This window comes from Flindersiella endophytica, assembly GCF_054779015.1.
This window is the reverse complement of the sequence record NZ_BAAGYY010000019.1, coordinates 492,607-509,879: the sequence shown is the minus strand read 5'-3', so window position 1 is coordinate 509,879 and position 17,273 is coordinate 492,607. Positions and strand designations below refer to the sequence as shown.

At 71.3% G+C, this 17,273-nt stretch carries 17 protein-coding genes and 1 pseudogene; 8 read left to right on the top strand and 10 right to left on the bottom strand.

Going from position 1 to position 17,273, the window contains the following annotated elements:
- Nucleotides 1-400, top strand: a pseudogene (locus ACYVF6_RS23030) (hypothetical protein); the annotation flags it as partial.
- 7 nt (nt 401-407) lie between these two features.
- Here ACYVF6_RS23030 and ACYVF6_RS23025 read toward each other — a convergent pair.
- Nucleotides 408-1,835 carry an acyltransferase family protein gene (locus tag ACYVF6_RS23025; protein WP_460524542.1) on the bottom strand — a complete coding sequence of 476 codons (1,428 nt, stop codon included), beginning with the start codon at nt 1,833-1,835 and terminating at the stop codon, nt 408-410.
- A gap of 207 nt (nt 1,836-2,042) precedes the next feature.
- Between ACYVF6_RS23025 and ACYVF6_RS23020 the strand changes: the two genes are divergently transcribed.
- On the top strand, nt 2,043-3,275 hold the full coding sequence (locus tag ACYVF6_RS23020; protein ID WP_460524541.1) for a phytoene desaturase family protein: 1,233 nt from the start codon (nt 2,043-2,045) through the stop codon (nt 3,273-3,275).
- A 161-nt stretch (nt 3,276-3,436) separates the two neighbouring features.
- Here ACYVF6_RS23020 and ACYVF6_RS23015 read toward each other — a convergent pair whose 3' ends face one another.
- The gene (locus ACYVF6_RS23015) at nt 3,437-4,309 is read right to left on the bottom strand and encodes a LysR family transcriptional regulator (RefSeq protein WP_460524540.1); all 873 of its coding nucleotides are present in this window, start codon (nt 4,307-4,309) and stop codon (nt 3,437-3,439) included.
- A 72-nt stretch (nt 4,310-4,381) separates the two neighbouring features.
- On the opposite strand from ACYVF6_RS23015, the gene dapA reads away from it, so the two are divergent.
- Nucleotides 4,382-5,248, top strand: a complete 867-nt coding sequence (gene dapA / locus ACYVF6_RS23010; protein ID WP_460524539.1) for a 4-hydroxy-tetrahydrodipicolinate synthase family protein — start codon at nt 4,382-4,384, stop codon at nt 5,246-5,248.
- Here the strand turns inward: dapA and metF are convergent.
- Nucleotides 5,245-6,168 carry a methylenetetrahydrofolate reductase gene (metF, locus tag ACYVF6_RS23005; RefSeq protein ID WP_460524538.1) on the bottom strand — a complete coding sequence of 308 codons (924 nt, stop codon included), beginning with the start codon at nt 6,166-6,168 and terminating at the stop codon, nt 5,245-5,247. The two genes, dapA and metF, sit on opposite strands and share 4 nt — an antisense overlap.
- Nucleotides 6,169-6,346: 178 nt before the next feature.
- On the opposite strand from metF, the gene ACYVF6_RS23000 reads away from it, so the two are divergent.
- Entirely contained in the window at nt 6,347-7,405 is a 1,059-nt protein-coding gene (locus ACYVF6_RS23000; protein ID WP_460524537.1) for a polyprenyl synthetase family protein, read from the top strand.
- An 85-nt stretch (nt 7,406-7,490) separates the two neighbouring features.
- On the opposite strand, the gene ACYVF6_RS22995 is transcribed toward ACYVF6_RS23000, so the two are convergent.
- The 6 genes from ACYVF6_RS22995 to ACYVF6_RS22970 form a co-directional block, all read right to left on the bottom strand.
- A complete protein-coding gene (locus ACYVF6_RS22995) occupies nt 7,491-8,318 on the bottom strand; it encodes a membrane protein (RefSeq protein ID WP_460524536.1) in 828 nt (275 codons plus the stop codon).
- Between the two features lie 99 nt (nt 8,319-8,417).
- The gene (locus tag ACYVF6_RS22990; protein WP_460524535.1) at nt 8,418-8,774 is read right to left on the bottom strand and encodes an Rv2175c family DNA-binding protein; all 357 of its coding nucleotides are present in this window, start codon (nt 8,772-8,774) and stop codon (nt 8,418-8,420) included.
- A gap of 5 nt (nt 8,775-8,779) precedes the next feature.
- On the bottom strand, nt 8,780-9,955 hold the full coding sequence (locus ACYVF6_RS22985) for an NAD(P)/FAD-dependent oxidoreductase (RefSeq protein WP_460524534.1): 1,176 nt from the start codon (nt 9,953-9,955) through the stop codon (nt 8,780-8,782).
- A 25-nt stretch (nt 9,956-9,980) separates the two neighbouring features.
- On the bottom strand, nt 9,981-10,871 hold the full coding sequence (locus ACYVF6_RS22980; protein ID WP_460524533.1) for a sucrase ferredoxin: 891 nt from the start codon (nt 10,869-10,871) through the stop codon (nt 9,981-9,983).
- Nucleotides 10,868-11,854, bottom strand: coding sequence for an ABC transporter substrate-binding protein (locus tag ACYVF6_RS22975; RefSeq protein WP_460524532.1), 987 nt, complete (start codon nt 11,852-11,854; stop codon nt 10,868-10,870). Before ACYVF6_RS22975 ends, ACYVF6_RS22980 begins: the two co-directional genes overlap by 4 nt.
- A 174-nt stretch (nt 11,855-12,028) precedes the next feature.
- Nucleotides 12,029-12,163 (bottom strand): hypothetical protein, encoded by a 135-nt coding sequence (locus ACYVF6_RS22970; protein WP_460524557.1) that lies wholly within the window; start codon nt 12,161-12,163, stop codon nt 12,029-12,031.
- Here ACYVF6_RS22970 and ACYVF6_RS22965 point away from each other — a divergent pair.
- Complete coding sequence (locus tag ACYVF6_RS22965) at nt 12,162-12,443, top strand: hypothetical protein (protein ID WP_460524556.1); 282 nt, start codon at nt 12,162-12,164, stop codon at nt 12,441-12,443. The genes ACYVF6_RS22970 and ACYVF6_RS22965 overlap by 2 nt on opposite strands.
- On the opposite strand, the gene pdxR is transcribed toward ACYVF6_RS22965, so the two are convergent.
- Nucleotides 12,433-13,788: an aminotransferase-like domain-containing protein gene (gene pdxR / locus ACYVF6_RS22960; RefSeq protein WP_460524531.1), complete on the bottom strand. Its 1,356-nt coding sequence runs from the start codon at nt 13,786-13,788 to the stop codon at nt 12,433-12,435. The genes ACYVF6_RS22965 and pdxR overlap by 11 nt on opposite strands.
- Before the next feature lie 47 nt (nt 13,789-13,835).
- On the opposite strand from pdxR, the gene ACYVF6_RS22955 reads away from it, so the two are divergent.
- The 3 genes from ACYVF6_RS22955 to pknB all read left to right on the top strand — a co-directional run bounded on the left by ACYVF6_RS22955 (nt 13,836) and on the right by pknB (nt 17,272).
- On the top strand, nt 13,836-14,435 hold the full coding sequence (locus ACYVF6_RS22955) for a pyridoxamine 5'-phosphate oxidase family protein (RefSeq protein ID WP_460524530.1): 600 nt from the start codon (nt 13,836-13,838) through the stop codon (nt 14,433-14,435).
- A gap of 9 nt (nt 14,436-14,444) precedes the next feature.
- Nucleotides 14,445-15,227 (top strand): class I SAM-dependent methyltransferase, encoded by a 783-nt coding sequence (locus ACYVF6_RS22950; protein ID WP_460524529.1) that lies wholly within the window; start codon nt 14,445-14,447, stop codon nt 15,225-15,227.
- Between the two features lie 74 nt (nt 15,228-15,301).
- Nucleotides 15,302-17,272 carry a Stk1 family PASTA domain-containing Ser/Thr kinase gene (gene pknB, locus ACYVF6_RS22945; protein WP_460524528.1) on the top strand — a complete coding sequence of 657 codons (1,971 nt, stop codon included), beginning with the start codon at nt 15,302-15,304 and terminating at the stop codon, nt 17,270-17,272.
- Nucleotide 17,273: the final 1 nt, after the last annotated feature.

The following is a 17,273-nucleotide window of genomic DNA, read 5'->3' as shown; positions in this document are numbered from 1 at the left end:
GCCGGCCCCGGCCCGCCCGGCCCGACCGGCTCAACCCGGCTGGTCGCTACGCCCGGAGCCGCCGCCGTACCGCCGGCCGGCACCCGCACCAGCTCCCGCACCGGCATACAGGCAGGCCAACGGCAACGGCAACGGCCGTCCGCTCCGGCCGGCGCCACGCCCGGCCATGGCCTACCGCACCGAAGACCCCTACTCCCACGAGCCCGAACGGCCCGTCCGCCCGCTCTACCGGCCACAGCCTCAGACGTCGTACCAACCCGGCGTACGCAACCCCTACCGCCGGCCCTACGCCGTCCGCGACTACTCCGACTATCCCGTCGAGCCGCCCACCGAGCAGCCCGTCAACGGCCGCGGCCGGCGGCCGCTGGAGACCGACTACTACCGCCGCATCCCGGGCTAGCGACCGGTCACGCGGCCCGCTCGCTGCCAGACTCCGGTTGCCCCGCCCTGCGGCGGAAGCCGGTCAGCGCGACCAGCACCCAGCCCGCCATCAGCGCCATACCCGACCCGACCGCGCCCAGCTCGACCGTGAGAATCCGCAGCGGATGCCCACCCAGCAACGCGAATCCGTTGACGGCGTACCCCAGGATCCCCGTCACGGTGAGCACGAGGCCGCAGACCGCGATCCGATCGTGCCAGCGACCGTACGGATTGAGCTCCGGCCCGAGCAGGTTGAGGCTGCCCGGCATCTCGAACCGCCGGAACACCAGGACCAGCAGCGAGGTCACCCCCGCCAGCAACGCGATCCACACCGGCCGCGAGAGCCACCACACCAGACTGCCCGGCACCGGGAAGCCCACACCCAGCGCGACGAAGACCGCCGCCACCAGGAACAGCGCGGTGAGGTGCCAGAGGAACGCCGTCATCGCCACGGCGTTGGCGCCGACGACCACGGTCCACACCCTCCGCCGGCGCAACCAGCGCTGTACGGGCTCACGCAGCACGAGTACGAACCCCGTGAGCATCGTCGACTGGGCGAGCAGCGCGGCCGACGGTGGGTTCATGTTCGACAGCGGCGCGCCGGGCAGACCGACCATCGAGACGGGGTACGGCCCGATCGTGGTCAGCAGCACCACGCCAACGAAGCCGAGCAGCGCCATGGCCCACGCCGGCCGCGGGCCGCACCGCACCAGTGTGCCGTCGGCGTACAGATATCCGACCTGATGTGCCGCGAGCCAGAGCAGCCCGTAGTTGGCGAGGTCGACGTACGGCACCCCGAAGCCGAGCCGCGCGATGTCGACGGCGAGCAGCGCGACCACCATCGCGACCGGAACCCACAGGCCGAAGCGCACATGGAGCCGTCGCAACGCCGGCGCCAGCGCGACCACTCCTAGATAGACCGCGAGGAACCACAGCGGTTGTGCGACGACTCGCAGCGCGAGCATCAGGATGCCGCGGTGATAGCCCGACAGCTCGACCGCGACCGAGACGGCCGTCCAGGCCAGTACGAACACGGCGGTGGGTGCGAGCAGCCGGCCGACGCGGCGGCGGACGAACTCCGCGTACCTGCCGTCCTTCGGCACGTGGTTGCGCAGGGCGTGCCAGTGAGCCGCACCACCGACGATGAAGAAGACCGGCATCACCTGTAACAGCCAGGTCGCGGGCTCGGCCCAGCTCACCGAGACCAGCGCGTTGGACGTACGCGGGCGGCCGTCCGGGTCGAAGGTGACGGCGGCCATCAGCCAGTGCCCGACGACGACGGTCGCGAGCGAGAGAACGCGGAGCAGGTCGATGTAGCGGTCCCGGCTGTCAGGCGTCGCCGCGGCCAGTTCTCGCGCGGTGACCCGGGGGCGACCGGCCGACCCCCTTGCCCGGCCGGGCGCGCCCCGACTCACCGATCCCCGCGTGCGGCGACGTTGTTCCATCGCCATGGCAGAAATGCTCGCGGATCGGCGGCCGGAGCTCCATCCGGGCGCGTACTCAAGTCCCACCTAGGTACCTCCCCCACTCCAGCTGGTACTTCAGCGCAAAGTAGAGAGACATCTTCCTGCCTCGCGGCGAGTTTTGTGCCCGAATTCAGGTACGACTACGCTCCTTGCCTCGTGGCACGCGTTGTGGTGATCGGAGGCGGCTTCGGCGGAATGGCCGCCGCCGCCCGCCTGGCCAAGCTCGGGCACGCGGTGACGCTGCTCGAGCAGGCAGACGAGCTGGGCGGCGCGGTCCGCCGGTTGACGCGTGAGGGCTTCACCTGGGACCTCGGGCCGGCGTCGATGCCACTGCCCGCGGCGATCCGCGACCTGTTCCGCAAGTCGGGGCGGCCGCTCGAGCGCGTCGTCGACCTGGTGCCGGTCGAGACGCCACGCCGGCACGTCTTTCCCGACGGGTCGACGCTGGACGTACCGCTGACCGGCCGGGCCGGGCAGGAGGAGGCGCTGGGCGCTGCCTGGACGGCGCTGATCGACGGGCTGGTGCCGACCTGGGAGCTGCTGCGCACGCGGGTGCTGGAGGTGCCGCACGAAGGGCTGCGGCTGCCGGAGCTGTACCGGCTGCGGCCCTGGCGGTCGCTGCGGGCGGTGGGGCGGCGGGCGTTGCGCGACCCGCGGGCCCGGCACGTCCTGGAGTACGTCGCGACAGGTGCGGGCTCGGATCCGGCCCGGACTCCGGGCTTCGTGGCGGTGCAGGCGTACGTGGAGCGGACGTTCGGGCGCTGGACCTGCGCGGGTGGGCTGGGCGAGCTGGTGACCGCGCTCGCCGGGCGGCTGGACGAGCGGGACGTGGACGTACGCCTGGGTTCGCGGGTCGCCTCCGTGGTGTCCGGCGACGGCGCGGTGCGCGGTGTGCGGCTGGACTCCGGCGAGCTCGTCGCCGCCGACATCGTGGTGTCCGGCGCCCCGGATCCATCCACTCCGCGGAGGCCGGGGAAGCTACGGCTCGCCCAGCCGGCCCGAACCGTCTTGCTGGGTTTGCGATCCGCATCCGAGGCGCCGTTCGAGACGGTGCTGCACGGCTCGCCGCTGCTCGTACTGGAGGCGCCGGCGGGCTCGGCGACCCGCACGCTGCGTGTCCTGGGCGAGATCGATCCGGACCTGGATCCGCTCGACCTACTGGCGCAACGGGGAGTTGACATCCGGCAGGAGTGGGTCCAGCGGTTCGACGTGGACGGGCTGTCGTACGGCCCGGTGTGGGACGGCGTGCGGACGGCTCGGTCACTGGCGCCGAACCGCGACTCGGTGCGCGGGCTGTTCCACGTCGGCGCGCACGCGCACCCGGGGCCGGGCCTCCCCTACGTCCTCCTCGGCGCCGCGACCGTCGCCGGGCTGATCGGCAAGGCCTAGGGGGTGTCCTGCAAGTGTCGCCGGGCTGCGGCGGCCCTGGCCCCACGCTGGCTGCGTTGGACGAAGATCGCCCGTATGACCTTTTGCGAACGACTCCGCCCGCCTTGCCAGCCCGGCGCCATGACCGTCCTCGCTATCCGCCGACACTTGCAGGACACCCCCTAGCCGCTGCTTGCCGTGGCGGTGTGCAGGGCGGTGCGAGCCGCCGAGATCGCGGGGTGGGCGCCGGTGCCCCGGCGGTAGGCCAGCCGGGTTCTGCGCCGGATGGCCAGCGGCGTCAGCACAACGGTGGCGGGCGGGGCGACCGCGCCCAGGTCGGGAACCAAGGCAGCGCCCTGGCCGGCTGCCACCAACGCCAGTACCGCCCCGAAGTCGTCGGCGTGATGGCGGATCCGAGGTGTGAACCCCGCAGCCTCGCACGCCCGGACGGTCAGGGTGTGGCACAAGGTGCCAGGCGTGCCCGCGATCCAGGGCGACTCGCGCCGGGCGGTCAACGGCCCCGCGGTCAGCGCCGCCAGGTGAACGGTCTCCTCCAGCAGCGGCTCGGTCTCCAGTGCCGGATCGGAAACGGCGGGTACGTGGTCGTACTCCTGGACCAGCGCGACGTCGAGGCGTTCCTCGCGGAGGGCATCGGGCACCGACGCCGGGTCGAGCTCGGCGACCATCAGTTCGAGGCCCGGATGGTCTGTGCTCAGCGCGACGATGGCGGGCGTGAGGATCGTCGGCACCGCCGTCGGGAAGACCCCGATCCGCAGCGTCCCGGTGAGCGCGGGCGTGGACGACGCCAGGTCGGCGGCGGCCTCCTGCAGGAGCGCGAGGATCGACTCGGTGCGCCCGACGAGGCCGAGGGCGGCGGGCGTCAGGCGCACCCGGCGGCCGGTCCGTTCCAGCAGGGGCACGCCTGCCTCGCGTTCGAGCGCGGTGAGCTGTTGCGAGACCGCCGACGGCGTGTACGTGAGCGCCTCGGCGACGGCCGCGATCGTGCCGCGGCGAGCCAGCTCTCGCAGGAGCCGGAGCTTGCGTACGTCGAGCATAAGCAGATCTTAAGCTTGACGACGGAAATGTGAACTGGACCTGAACAGCACCGCTGGGTGATCGTTGGTCGCATGTCGCTCACCGGTCTTTTCGTTCCGCTCGTCACGCCGTTCACCGCCGCCGACGAGCTCGCCGCCGATGCGCTGGAGGCGCTCGCTCATGCCGTACTCGACGACGGCGCCGCCGGCATCGTCGCGTTGGGTACGACCGGCGAACCGGCGACGCTGACGGCCGCGGAACGCCGCCGGGTCGTCGACATCTGCGCCGAGGCCTGCGTGGAGCGGGGTGCGCAGCTGATCGTCGGTGCCGGGTCGAACTCGACGGCCGGCTCGATCGACCAGCTCGCCGGCCTCGATCGCCGGGCCGCCGCCGCGCTGACAGTCGTGCCGTACTACACCCGGCCGTCCGAGGCCGGCGTCGTCGAGCACTTCCGCCGGCTGGCAGCCGCCAGCCCGGTGCCGTTGCTCGTCTACAACGTGCCGCACCGCACGGGCACGTCACTGAGTGCCGGCACGCTCACGCGGCTCGCCGAGCTGCCGAACGTCGCCGGGTTCAAGCACGCGGCCGGCGGCATCGACGACGCCACGATCGGGTTCATGAGCAGCTTGCCGGCCGGCGTCTCGGTGCTCTGCGGCGACGACCTCTACACCGGGCCGCTGCTCGCGCTCGGCGCGAGTGGGGCGATCCTGGCCTGCGCCAACGTCGCCACTCGTGCCTACGCCGAGCTGGTCAACGCCTGGCGGGCCGGATCACTCGACGAGGCGCGTCAGCTCGGCAACCGGCTCGTACCGCTGGCGCGCGCTCTGTTCGCCGAGCCCAATCCCGTTGTCATCAAGGCCGTGCTGGCCACTCAGGGCAGGATTCCGAGCGCGCGGGTCCGCCTGCCGTTGCTCGAAGCGAGCCCGGAGGCCACAAAAGCCGCGCTCGGGTGCTGTTAGCCGGCCTTGCGGCTCGCGCCCAGGTCGAGGTTGGCGTAGATCTCGCGGGTGGCCGTGGAGCGGTTGAGCGTGTAGAAGTGCAGGCCGGGCGCTCCGCCGTCGAGCAGGGTGGAACAGAGCTCGGTCGCGACCTGGACGCCCATCGCGCGGACGGCGGCCTGGTCCTCTTCCACCGCCATCAGGCGCTCGGCGAGATCCGACGGGAACGCCGCACCCGACAGCTGGGCGAACCGCTGGATCTGCTTGACGTTGGTCACCGGCATGATGCCCGGGATGATCGGGATCGTGCAGCCGAGGCGGGTGGCGCGTTCGCGCAGCTGGAAGTAGTCGTCGGCCTTGAAGAAGAACTGCGTGACGGCGAAGTCGGCGCCCGCGCGCTGCTTCGCGACGAGGTAGCGCGCGTCGCTCTCGAGGTCGACGCACTCGGGGTGGCCCTCCGGGAACGCCGCCACGCCGACGCAGAACTCGCCGAGGCCGAGCACCATCTCGACCAGCTCGTCGGCGTGGTCGAGTCCCTCCGGGTGGCGGACCCACGGCTGCTGCGCACCGCCCTCGGGGTCGCCGCGGAGGGCGAGGACGTTGCGGACTCCGGCACCGGCGTACGCGCCGATCACCGAACGCAGCTCGGCGCGCGACTGCCCGACGCAGGTCAGGTGGCCGACCGGCGTGAGCGTCGTGTCGGAGGCGATCCTGCCGGTGATCCGGACCGTACGGTCACGGGTGGACCCTCCGGCACCGTACGTGACCGAGACGAACGTCGGCGACAGCGTTTCGAGCTCGCGTAGCGTGCGCCACAGCTGCTGTTCACCCGCGTCGTTCTTCGGTGGAAAGAACTCGAAGGAGTACGACGGTGTGCCCGTGGACAGCAGGTCGCGGATCGTGTTGGCGGCAGGCGACGTCGACGACAGTCCAAGAACCATTCGTCCAGCCTATTGGGGCGGTGCGTAACCCGTCCACCGCAGGCAGCGTTCGGCAGGACCCGAAGCTGGCCGAGGGTGGCCGCGACCAGCCGGGCCGGGCAGCCTCAGCAGCGCGATCAGGACCGCCCCGGTGGCCGACTGTGGTCGCCCCGCACCCAGCGGGTCTAGGCTGACGGGCGTGTCACAGGACGATGTCCGCCACAGGGTGGACGAGGCGCTCGAAGCCTTCCTCGCGCGCCGGAGCACCGAGCTCGCCGACATCGACGCCGAGCTGGCGCCGCAGCTGAAGGTCGTCGCCGACCTGACCGCCGGCGGGAAGCGGCTGCGCCCGCTGTTCTGCTACTGGGGCTGGCGCGGTGCGGGTGGTGCGCCCGACGAGCCCGGCATCATCCAGGCCGCCGCCGCGCTGGAGCTGTTGCAGGCCAGTGCGCTCGTCCACGACGACGTCATGGACAACTCCGACCTACGCCGCGGGAAGCCGGCCGCGCACCGGCAGTTCGCGAGCATGCACACCGAACGCGGCTGGGAAGGCCCGTCCGACTGGTTCGGCGCCGGCGGCGCGATCCTGCTCGGCGACCTGTGCCTGTGCTGGGCCGACCAGATGCTGCGCGAGTGCGGGCTGCCGGCCGAACGGCTGTTCCCGGCGTTCGGCTACTTCGACATCATGCGCACCGAGGTGATGGCCGGGCAGTACCTCGACCTGGTGAGCCAGGCGTCCGGGCGCAGCTCGCAGACGCAGGCGATGCGGGTCGTGCGCTTCAAGAGCGCGAAGTACACCATCGAGCGGCCACTGCACATCGGCGGGGCGCTGACGGGCGCGCCACCGGAGCTGCTCGCGGCGTACTCCAGCTTCGGACTGCCGCTCGGCGAGGCGTTCCAGCTGCGCGACGACGTGCTCGGTGTGTTCGGCGACCCCGGCGTCACCGGGAAGCCCGCGGGCGACGACCTGCGCGAGGGCAAGCGGACCGTGCTGATCGCCAAGACGCTCGACGCGGCGGCGCCGGAGCAGGTCGAACGCTTCGGGCACTGTTTCGGCAACCCGGAGCTCGACGCCGACGGCGTGGCCGACCTGCGCGAGATCATCGTCGCGACCGGCGCGCTGGCGGCGGTCGAACGTCTGATCGCGGAGCTGGCCGAGACCGCGCATGCCGCGCTCGCCGAGACGCCGCTGGCCGACGAAGCCGCCCGCGAGGCACTCACCGAACTCGCGTACGCATCGACGCAGCGCAGCGGCTGAACCGCCCAGCGATCCATCGGCTCCGACAACAACCACGGGCGCCCGGTCACTGCGGAACGAGCACCCGTGGTCGTCGACGGCCGGCCTACATCGGGTTCGAAGGCGGGTCCATCGGAGGACCCATCGGCCGGTTCGTCGGTTGGTTGGACGGCGGATTCATCTGAGCACCCGGGTCCATCGGCTGGCCGGGGCGAGCCCCCGTCATCGTGGCCGACGGCTCAGGAGCCCTGGTCTCGGTCTCGTGCGCCTGCCGCGCCTTGGGAACCGAGGCTTGCTGGGTCTCCTCTTCGACCCGGTTGATCCAGCGGTCCCAGCGCGACTGCATCGGCTTGATCAGCCCGCCGCCGAGACCCACGATCAGGATGCCGGCGATGGTCGCGAGGACGGCTGTCAGCACCGAGCTCGTGACGAATCCGGCGACACCGATCTGGTTGAGTGCCGCGATCACGCCCAGGCCCAGGATGAAGGCCCAGACGATCGTCGCCAGCAGCCGGCCGGCCGAAACCGCCGACAGCGCACTGCTGAGGACGTCACGCACAGCGTTGGCGATCATGCCGACCACCACGACGATCGCGATCGCGACGATGGCGTTCGGCAGCCAGCCGACGATGCTGTCGAGCACGTTGCTGATCGGGTTCGTTCCGAAGATCCCGAACGCGAACTGCAGGACGACCAGCAGGAGCAAGTAGTAGATCACCTTGCAGATGAGCTGGGTGCCGTCGTACTTGCTGTTCTGCAGCGTGCGGCCCAGGCCGCTCTTTTGCACAGCGGTCTCGAAACCGACTCGGCGAAGTAGGACGTCAGCGATCCGGGCGATCGCCCGTGCGACGAACCATCCGACAAGCAGGATGACCAGGAACAGGACGAATTTCGGTACGAAGGTCGCAATCGTCGACCACGCCTGATCCAACATGGAACCACCTCCTTGGCTGAAGGTGGTCCTACCCCGGTTCAGCTGATCAGAACGCCCAGAAACGCCCAGTTCAGGACATCAGAGCACTCGCGGGAACCTTCAGAACGCCAGCGCCTGTGCCTGCCGGCGTACCTCCTTGCCCCGGTTGGCGGCCAGCGCACCGATCGGCGTGCCCGCGAAGCTGTCGTCGGTGGTGAACAGCCAGCGCACGCTCGCCTCGTCGTCGAACCCGGCGTCGTGCAGAACGGTGAGAGTGCCCTGCAGACCCTTCAGCACCTGGCCGTCGGCGATGAACGCGGCCGGCACCAGCGGCGCGTTGTGCTCTCCGATCGGCAGGGAGATCAGCTCGCGTTCCCGGACCAGGCGGCCAACCTTGTTGACGGGAAGGCCGAGCCGTTCGGCCACTTCCCGGTACGTCAGCCAAGCCGGAACGAGCACGTCAAGGTCGTTGCTCATAGGCCTTAGCCTGCCACGGACGCCCGCACATTGACCGAGGTGTCGGCGAGCTTGTCCGGATCGACCGGCGTACGCGCCTCGGCCAGCTTGCGGCCCTGCACGAAATCGCGCGGCCGGTCCACGGCGAGGACCGCCGCGAGCTCGTTGCCGGCGGTCAGCCAGCACACCGCCCAGCTCGCCTCGCCGGGCGAACCACGCCAGACCAGCCGCTCCCCAGCCGCCGGATGGCCGGCGTAAGTCACCATCCGGCCGAACTGCTCGCTCCAGACGTACGGCACCGGGTCGTAGGTGGCTTGCTCACGGCCGAGCAGGTTCGTCGCGGCGACGGCGGGCGCACGCAGCGCGTCGTCCCAGTGCTCGCCACGGATCCTCGTGTCGTACCGCGGCGACCAGCGCGCGACGGAGTCGCCGACCGCGAAGACGCCGGGTGCGGACGTCGCGAGGTCCGGGCCGGTCAGCACGCCACGATCGAGCTCGACCGCCGATCCCTCCAGCCACCCGGTCGCGGGCCGGACGCCGACGCCGACGACCACGACGTCGGCCGGGATCGAACGCCCGCCCACCAGGTCGACGCCATCGGTGCGGACCAGTTCGACACGTTCGCCCAGCAGCAACTCGACGCCGGCCGAGGCGTACCAGGCCGCGAAGTGCCCGCCGACCTCCGGCGGCAGCGCGTGCGAGACCGGCGTGGCCGCCTGCTCGACGACCGTCACCTGACAGCCGTACGCGGCGGCCGCCGTCGCGACCTCCGCACCGATCCACCCGGCGCCGACGATCACCACCCGGCCGCCCGCCCGCAGCTTCTCCCGCAATGCGTGCGAGTCGTCGCGAGTACGGAGGTAGAGCGCGCCCTGCCCAGGCAGCCGGATCGGCTCGGAGCCGGTCGCGATCACCAGCCCGTCGTACGGCAGCTCGCCGGCGGACGTCTCGACAACGCCGTCCCGCAAGGCTGTGGCGGCCGTGCCGAGCCGGAGGTCGACCTTCAGCGCCTCGGTGTCGAACGGAAGGTCTACGTCGTCGACCTTGCCGAGCAGGATCGCCTTCGACAGCGGCGGCCGGTCATAGGGCGGATGGTGTTCGGCGCCGAGCAGGACGAGCGAGCCGTCGTACCCCTGCCTTCGCAACGCCAGCACGGTCTGCATGCCGGCCAGGCCGGCGCCCACCACGACTATGCGATCCACGCCGCCCAACGTTAGACGCCCTCCATCAGACGACCGTCACAGACACGAGCTCCCAGTGCGGCGGCTCGGTGGCCTCGGCCGCCTCGCAGGTGAGCCGGCGAGCCTCGGAAGCAACGCTCCTGCGGACCCGGGCCCTGAGCCGGCCGGCCTCCACCTCGAGGTCGACGTCGAACCGGCCGTCACCGAGATCGGTGGTCGTCGACGCCGCGACGGCCTCGATGCCCCGGATCCCGTTCCGCAGGCGTACGAGATGCTCGGCCGCCTGTGCCGCCGGCGGGTTGCCACTGCGGCCGCGCAACTGGCCGAGGTGGAGCTCGCCTCGTTCGTACGCCTCGGCGGCCGCGCCGGCTGTCTCCGCGGCGAGGTGCCCGTACACGATGCCGTGCGGCAGGCACACGACGTTGGGCGCGAACCGGTCGCCGCCCACGTGCGAGGACTCCCAGGTCTGCTCGGGCCGGGCCGCCGTCAGGGCCTTCGCCACCGGCCGTCCGCGTACGGCACAGCACACGTCCTTGCTGCCATGCGTGCAGACGAGGTAGACCGGCGACCGGTGCGGCGTGCCGATCCCCGCCGGCTCGCCTTCGCACAACCCGGCGGGATCGATGCCGAGCAGGACCCGCTCGTCGTCCAGTGCGATCCGCTCGATCCACGGCTCCCGCGGCCCGCTGTGACAGACGAACGCCGTCCGGCCGCGCGGCTCCGCCGACCGGCCGTGCCGGCGGATCGCCAGGAGCTTGACCGGCCAGGACCCGAGCCGTTCCTGGAGCCGGCCGATGACGCCGGACGCACCGAACGGCTCCCGTCCCCACGGCCCGGGCTGCTCGACCAGGATCCAGCCTCGGGTCACTCCGGCCTTGGCGAACCGCTGCTCGCCGCATGCTTGGGAGATCGCCGAACACCCGACGTACCGGGTCACAGGGTCTTCTCCAGGTCGTCCAGGATCAGGTTCGCGGACTGGACGGTCCCGCAGACGAACCACCACCGCGCGTCGACCTGGTGCGCCTGGCCGCGCTTCACCGCGTTCAGGCCGGTCCACAGGCCGGTGTCGCGCAGCCTGTCAACCGCTCGCTTCGCCTCGTCAGGGTTGGTTCCGATGCTGCTGGCGAAATAGAACATCACCTCGGCGTCGGCCTTCTGGAGGTTCTCCGCGCTGAGCTTGACGAAGTACTTGTCCTTGTCGGGCTTCTGTTGTGCAGCCGGCCGGGTCAGCCCGGCCTCCTGCAGCACCTGGCCGGAGCACCACCGGGGCGTGTAGACCCGGATGTCGTTCAGGTCGCGGACGTTCACCAGCGCGACGTCGACACCCTGCGCCTGCTTGCCCGGTCCCGCCTTGAACGCCGCGATCCGCTTCTCGTACGCGCCGATCTCGTGGTCCATCGCCGCTCGCTTGCCGAGCGCCGATGCGATGTCGCGCATCGTCTGCTTCCACTTCGCCCCGCCGTCGTGGTCGAACACGACGGTCGGCGCCACCTGCCGTAGCTGGTCGTAGGTCTCCCCGAGCTGGTTCTTGGTTCCGATGATCAGATCGGGCCGCAGTTCGGCGATCCGCTCGACCTTCGGTGCCAGCCAGCCGATGTCGGCGATCTTCGAGAGCTTCTCGCGGTCGATGAACGGCGGGAGGTTCTCGCTGAACTGCGGCTTGGCCGTACCGACGACGGGAACGCCGAGCAGCAACGCGGTCGCCAGCAGGTCCGGATCCGCCACGACGACCCGCTTCGGGCTGACCGGCGCCTCGGCCGTGCCGAGCGCGTGGCGTACGGCATGTGTCGGTTTGGCAGCGGACGATGCGGACGATGCGGACGATGCTGTCGTCTGGGTGCCGGACGAGCAGGCGGCGAGCGAGAGCAGGCCGGCGACGGCGACCGCGGCGACCACCGAACGAACGCTAAGGTTAGGCACACCTAACCTTAGCGCGTCGATCGGTCAGGCTGTCGATCTGGGCTGGTCCGAGTTCGTCATAGAAACAGGCGGCCCACCAAGTTCGCCGCAACCTGGTCGACAGCGCGGTCGGCCTGGCCCGCGTGCTGCACCTGCTCATGCCGACCGAGGCGGAGGTCAGCGCCCTGCTCGCGCTCATCCTGCTGATCGAGGCGCGGGCCGGCAGCCGCCCACGCGGTACCCCATCGAGGCGGCGATCGCCGCCGTCCACGCCGCGGCACCCAGCTGGGCCGGCACCGACTGGTCGGAGATTGTCGCGCTGTACGGCATGCTCCGTACGCTCTGGCCGTCTCCAGTGGTCGAGCTCAACCGGGCGGTGGCCATCGGGTTCCGGGACCGACCGCGGCCCGGCCTGGAGGCCCTCGAGCCGCTGTCGGCCGACCCGGCACTTGCGACGTACGGCTACCTCAGCGCCGCCCGCGCCGACTTCCTCCGGCAGTTGCACCGCCTGCCCGAAGCGGCCGAGGCGTACGAGGAGGCGATCGCGCTGACCGGCAACGACGTGGAGCGCGCCTTCCTGGCCGCCCGCCTCGACGAGGTCAGGGGCTGAGAACCTTCGCGAGCTCGGCCAGGGCGGGCCGGTAGGCGTGCTCGGGCGGCGTGCCGTACCCGACGATGATCGCCTGCCGCCCAGCCGGATCCCGGAGATAGTCGCCCAACCCGCCCAGCGCGACTCCGCGCTCGGCTGCCCGGTCGAGTACGTCCCGCTCGGTCGGGCCGTCCGCCGGCAGGTGGACCAGCGCGTGCAGGCCGGCCGCGATGCCTTCGATCCGGACGTCGAGCTCGCCGAGCGTACGCAGCAGGGCGGCTCGCCGCTTCCGGTATGTCACCCGCATCCGCCGGACGTGCCGGTCGAACCCGCCGCTGTCGAGCAGGGCGGCGAGCGTGAGCTGGTCGAGCACGCCGGCGCTGCGGTCCGCGTGCTCCTTCGCCTCGATCAGCTCGTGGCGCAGCGATCCGGGCAGGCTGAGCCAGCCCAGCCGGAGTCCTGGCGCGAGTGTCTTGCTGGCCGTCCCGGTGTAGAGCACGCGGGCCGGATCCAGCTGCTGCAGCGCGCCGACGGGCTGCCGGTCGTACCGGAACTCGCCGTCGTAGTCGTCCTCGATGATCAGCGCGCCCGTCGCCCGCGCCCACGCGATCAGCGCCGAGCGCCGTGCCGGAGACAGCGAGACGCCGAGTGGGTACTGGTGGGCGGGCGTCACGAGCACCGCGTCGGCCGCCGGCAGCTCCTCCACGCACAGGCCGCCCCGGTCGCAGCGCACGCTGACCGCGCGCAGGCCGGTCGACTCGATCAACGCGGGATAGCGCTGTGAGCACGGGCTCTCGACGGCGACCGTGGTGGCGCCGCGCGCGAGCAGGACGTGGCACGCCAGCCGCAGCGCCTGCGTGAAGCCACCGCACACCAGCAGCTCGTCCGGCCCGGCCTCGACACCGCGCGCCCTGGTCAGGTAGCCGGCCAGCGCGGTCCGCAGCGACAGCTGGCCCTGCGGATCGCCGTAGCCGAACGCTTCGTCGGGCGCGTGCGCCAGGACGTGCCGGGTCGCACGGGACCAGAGCGTCCGGGGAAAGCTCGAGCCGCTGGGCAGGCCCGGGCGCAGGTCGAATCGCGGGCGTTCCGGTGCAGCCGGCATGGCGGGTGGCGGGTCGCCGCTCAGCGACCAGCAGACCCGGACCGGAGCGCCCTGCCGGGCGCTGAGATAGCCCTCGGCTGCCAGCTGCTCGTACGCCGCGCTCACCGTGCCGCGTGCGACGCCGAGCTCGTGGGCCAGCACCCGCGAGGAGGGCAGGGCTTCGCCCAGGCCGAGCTTCCCGGCACGGATCGCCTGCCGCAGCACGTGTTCGATGCCGCGGCTGACGCCTTGTGAGCGATCCAGACTGGCCCAAAGATCTTCCATCAAACTGGATCATACGACTAGGCCAGTTGTCGCATAGCCTCCCTGACATGACGAGCAGCAGTCCCTCGAAGCTGGCCCAGGTGCGGAGGAAGCCGTACCGGGCCCGGTACGACCACGAGTCGATCCACGCCGTTCTGGACGAGGCGTACGTCAGCCACGTCGCCACCGTCCGCGACGGGCTCCCTGTCGTGCTCCCGATGGCGCACGCCCGGCTCGGCGACCAGCTGATCCTGCACGGGTCGCCCGCAGCGGGCCTGTTCCGGGACGTCCGGCGCGGCAGCCGGGTCTGCGTCACGACCACCCTGCTCGACGGGCTGGTGCTCGGCCGCGCGGCCCGCGTGCACTCGATGAACTACCGCTCGGTGACGATCCACGGCGAAGCGGCCGCGATCACGGACTCGGACGAGGCGCTGGAGGCGTTCCGCGCGCTGATCGAGCACGTCGAGCCGGGCCGCTGGGAGAAGGTCCGCCGGCCGACCCGCGACGAGATCCGCGAGACCGGACTGTGGCGGGTCCCGATCGTCGAGGCGTCGCTGAAGTCGCGTACGGGAGGCGTGCTCGGCGAGGAGGCCGACCGCGACTGGCCGGTGTGGGCGGGTCACATTCCGGCCAGGCTGAGCTTCGGCGAACCCGTTCCGGCGCCGTAGGTTCAAGGTGTGAGCGTTGACCAGGATGTGCTGAAGCACGAGGCGTACGCCAGCAACGCCCCGCTGGCCGCCCGGCTGTCGATCTATGAGCACCAACGTCCGGCGTTCGACCTGCCTGGGTTCGCGTTGCGGCAGCTGAGCGACATCGGTGGGCCGGTGCTGGACGTCGGCTGGGGCACGGGAACGTTCACGAACCGGCTGCGCACGGAGCGCTCCGACCTGCGCGTGATCCCCGTCGACCTGTCGATCGGCATGCGGCCGGAAATCGTCGGCGAGGTCGACCGGCTGCCGTTCGCCACGGGCTCGGCGGGCGCGGTCCTCGCGATGCACATGCTCTACTACGCCACCGACCCGCGGGCCGCGCTCGGCGAGCTGCGCCGGGTGCTGCGGCCCGGCACCGGCCGGCTCGTGGTCAGCACCAACGCCGACGACGACAAGCTGGAGAACGGCAAGCTGTGGCGCGAGGCGCTGGTCGACCTCGGCGTGTTCGACCCGCCGGCGTACCCCTTCGAGGACCGCCGGTTCTCCCTGGTGGTCGCCGAACGCCTGATCGCCGAGGTGTTCGGCGGCTGCGAGGTGCACCACCACCGCTACGGCCTGGTCGTGCCGGCGGTCGAGCCCGTGCTGGCGTACGTCGAGAGCACGCGGTCCCGGCTCTCCCGGCTGCTGCCGGCGGGCTTGGCCTGGGACGACTTCATGGGTGCCGTCGAGCGGCGAGTCCGGATGCGGGTCCAGCGGTCGGGCGCCTTTGTGATCAAGGGACATGCAGGCGTGATCACCGCCGTTGCGTAACGGGCTTATGACACATCTGGGGTCATCCGCGAGCCGGACGGCGTTTATCACCTTCTCCTCCTACACTCGTGCGCGTGGACGTGACCGTGACCGACCCGATGGCCGGCCGCCTGCTCGACGGCAGGTACCTCATCGAGCGCCGAATCGCGCGCGGAGGCATGGCCACCGTCTACGAAGCCCGCGACACCCGGCTGCAGCGTCCGGTAGCGGTCAAAGTGATGCACGCGGCGCTGGCCGAGGACGCCGAGTTCGTCCGCCGCTTCCAGCGTGAGGCGCGCTCTGCCGCCAAGCTGTCGCATCCCAACGTCGTCGCGATGTTCGACCAGGGCTTCGACCAGACCGACGGCAACGAGGCCGTCTATCTCACGATGGAATACGTGCCGGGCCGCACGCTGCGCCAGCACCTGCGTGAGGTCGGCCGGCTGTCCCCCATCGAGGCGCTCGAGCTGCTCGACCCGATCCTGCGGGCGCTGTCGGCCGCCCACCAGGCCGGGCTGGTGCACCGCGACGTCAAGCCCGAGAACGTCCTGATCAGCGACTCCGGCGAGGTCAAGGTCGCCGACTTCGGCGTGGCCCGGGCGGTCGGAGGCTCCACGGTCAGCACGGCCACGCAGGGCCTGCTGATCGGCACGGTGTCGTACCTCGCGCCCGAGCAGCTCACCAACGGCGTCGCCGACGCGCGGGCCGACGTCTACTCCGCTGGCATCCTGCTCTACGAGATGCTGACCGGGCAGAAGCCGCACGACGGCGAGACGCCGATCCAGGTCGCCTACCTCCACGTCAACGCCGATGTTCCGGCCCCGTCGGAGCTCGTGCCCGACATCCCGCGGTTCGTCGACGGACTGGTGCTGCGCTCGACGGCCCGCAACCCCGACGTACGACCTACTGACGCCCAGGTGCTCCTGCAGCAGCTGCGGCGCGCGCACACCGCCCTCCTGCAGGGCGTCGACGACCCCGACCTGGCCGAGGACCTGCTGTCGTTCCGGCGGGTCCCCGACCCGGAGTTCGAGGTCGAGCACACGGTGGTCGCGCCACTCACGCCGATCTACGTCGACGAGGAGACCGACCGCACCGCGACGGTGGAGCCGGCGCATCCGTTCCGGCAGCAGGTGTCGGTCCAGCGCCAGCCCGCTCCCGCCGCCGCGCCCGGCAACCCGATCCGCAGCCCGCGTGGGCTGGCGACGCTCGGGCTGGTGCTGGCGATCATCCTGCTCGGCGGGGCCGGCGCCTGGTGGCTCGGCATCGCCCGCTACACCCACGTTCCCTCCCTGCTCGAGACCGATCCGGCGCAGCTGTCCGCGCTGGGCGAGCGCACGGGGCTGCAGTTCGAGGTGGCCGGGCGCGAGTTCAGCGAGTCGATCGCCAAGGGACTGGTGATGCGCTCCGATCCCGAGCAGTCGGACCGGGTGCTCAAGGGCGCCAAGGTGCGGGTCTGGCTGTCCAAGGGACCGGAGCGCTACAAGGTCCCAGACCTGCGTGGGCTCAGCGAAGAGGACGCGCGGCGGTTGCTCACCAACAACCGGCTGGCGGTCGACAAGACGACGACCGAATACAGCGCCGGCGTTCCGGAGGGGCGGGTCATCAGCACCTCACCCGCCGCCGGCAAGCTGCTGCGCCGCGACACTCCCGTCGGGTTGGTGCTCAGCAAGGGCCCCGAACCCGTCCAGATCCCGTCGGTCGTCGGCCAGGACGTCAACGCGGCACGCACCGCCCTCGACAACCTCGGCCTGGAAGCCTCGGTCAACGAGGAGTTCAACGACACCGCTCCCAAGGGACAGGTGACGGCACAGGATCCGCCGGCGGGGCAGGGGCATCGCGGCGACAAGGTGACGCTCACGGTGTCCAAGGGGCCCGAGTTCACCCAGGTGCCGAGCGTGCTGAGCTGGAACGTCGCCGACGCCGAGAAGAAGCTGCGAGAGCTCGGCTTCCAGGTCGAGACCACGCGTTCGAACGTCTACGTCGGGCTCAACGCGGTCGTGTCGCAGACGCCGGTCGGCAACACCATGGCGCCCACGGGCTCGGTCATCAAGCTCGAGATCGTATGAC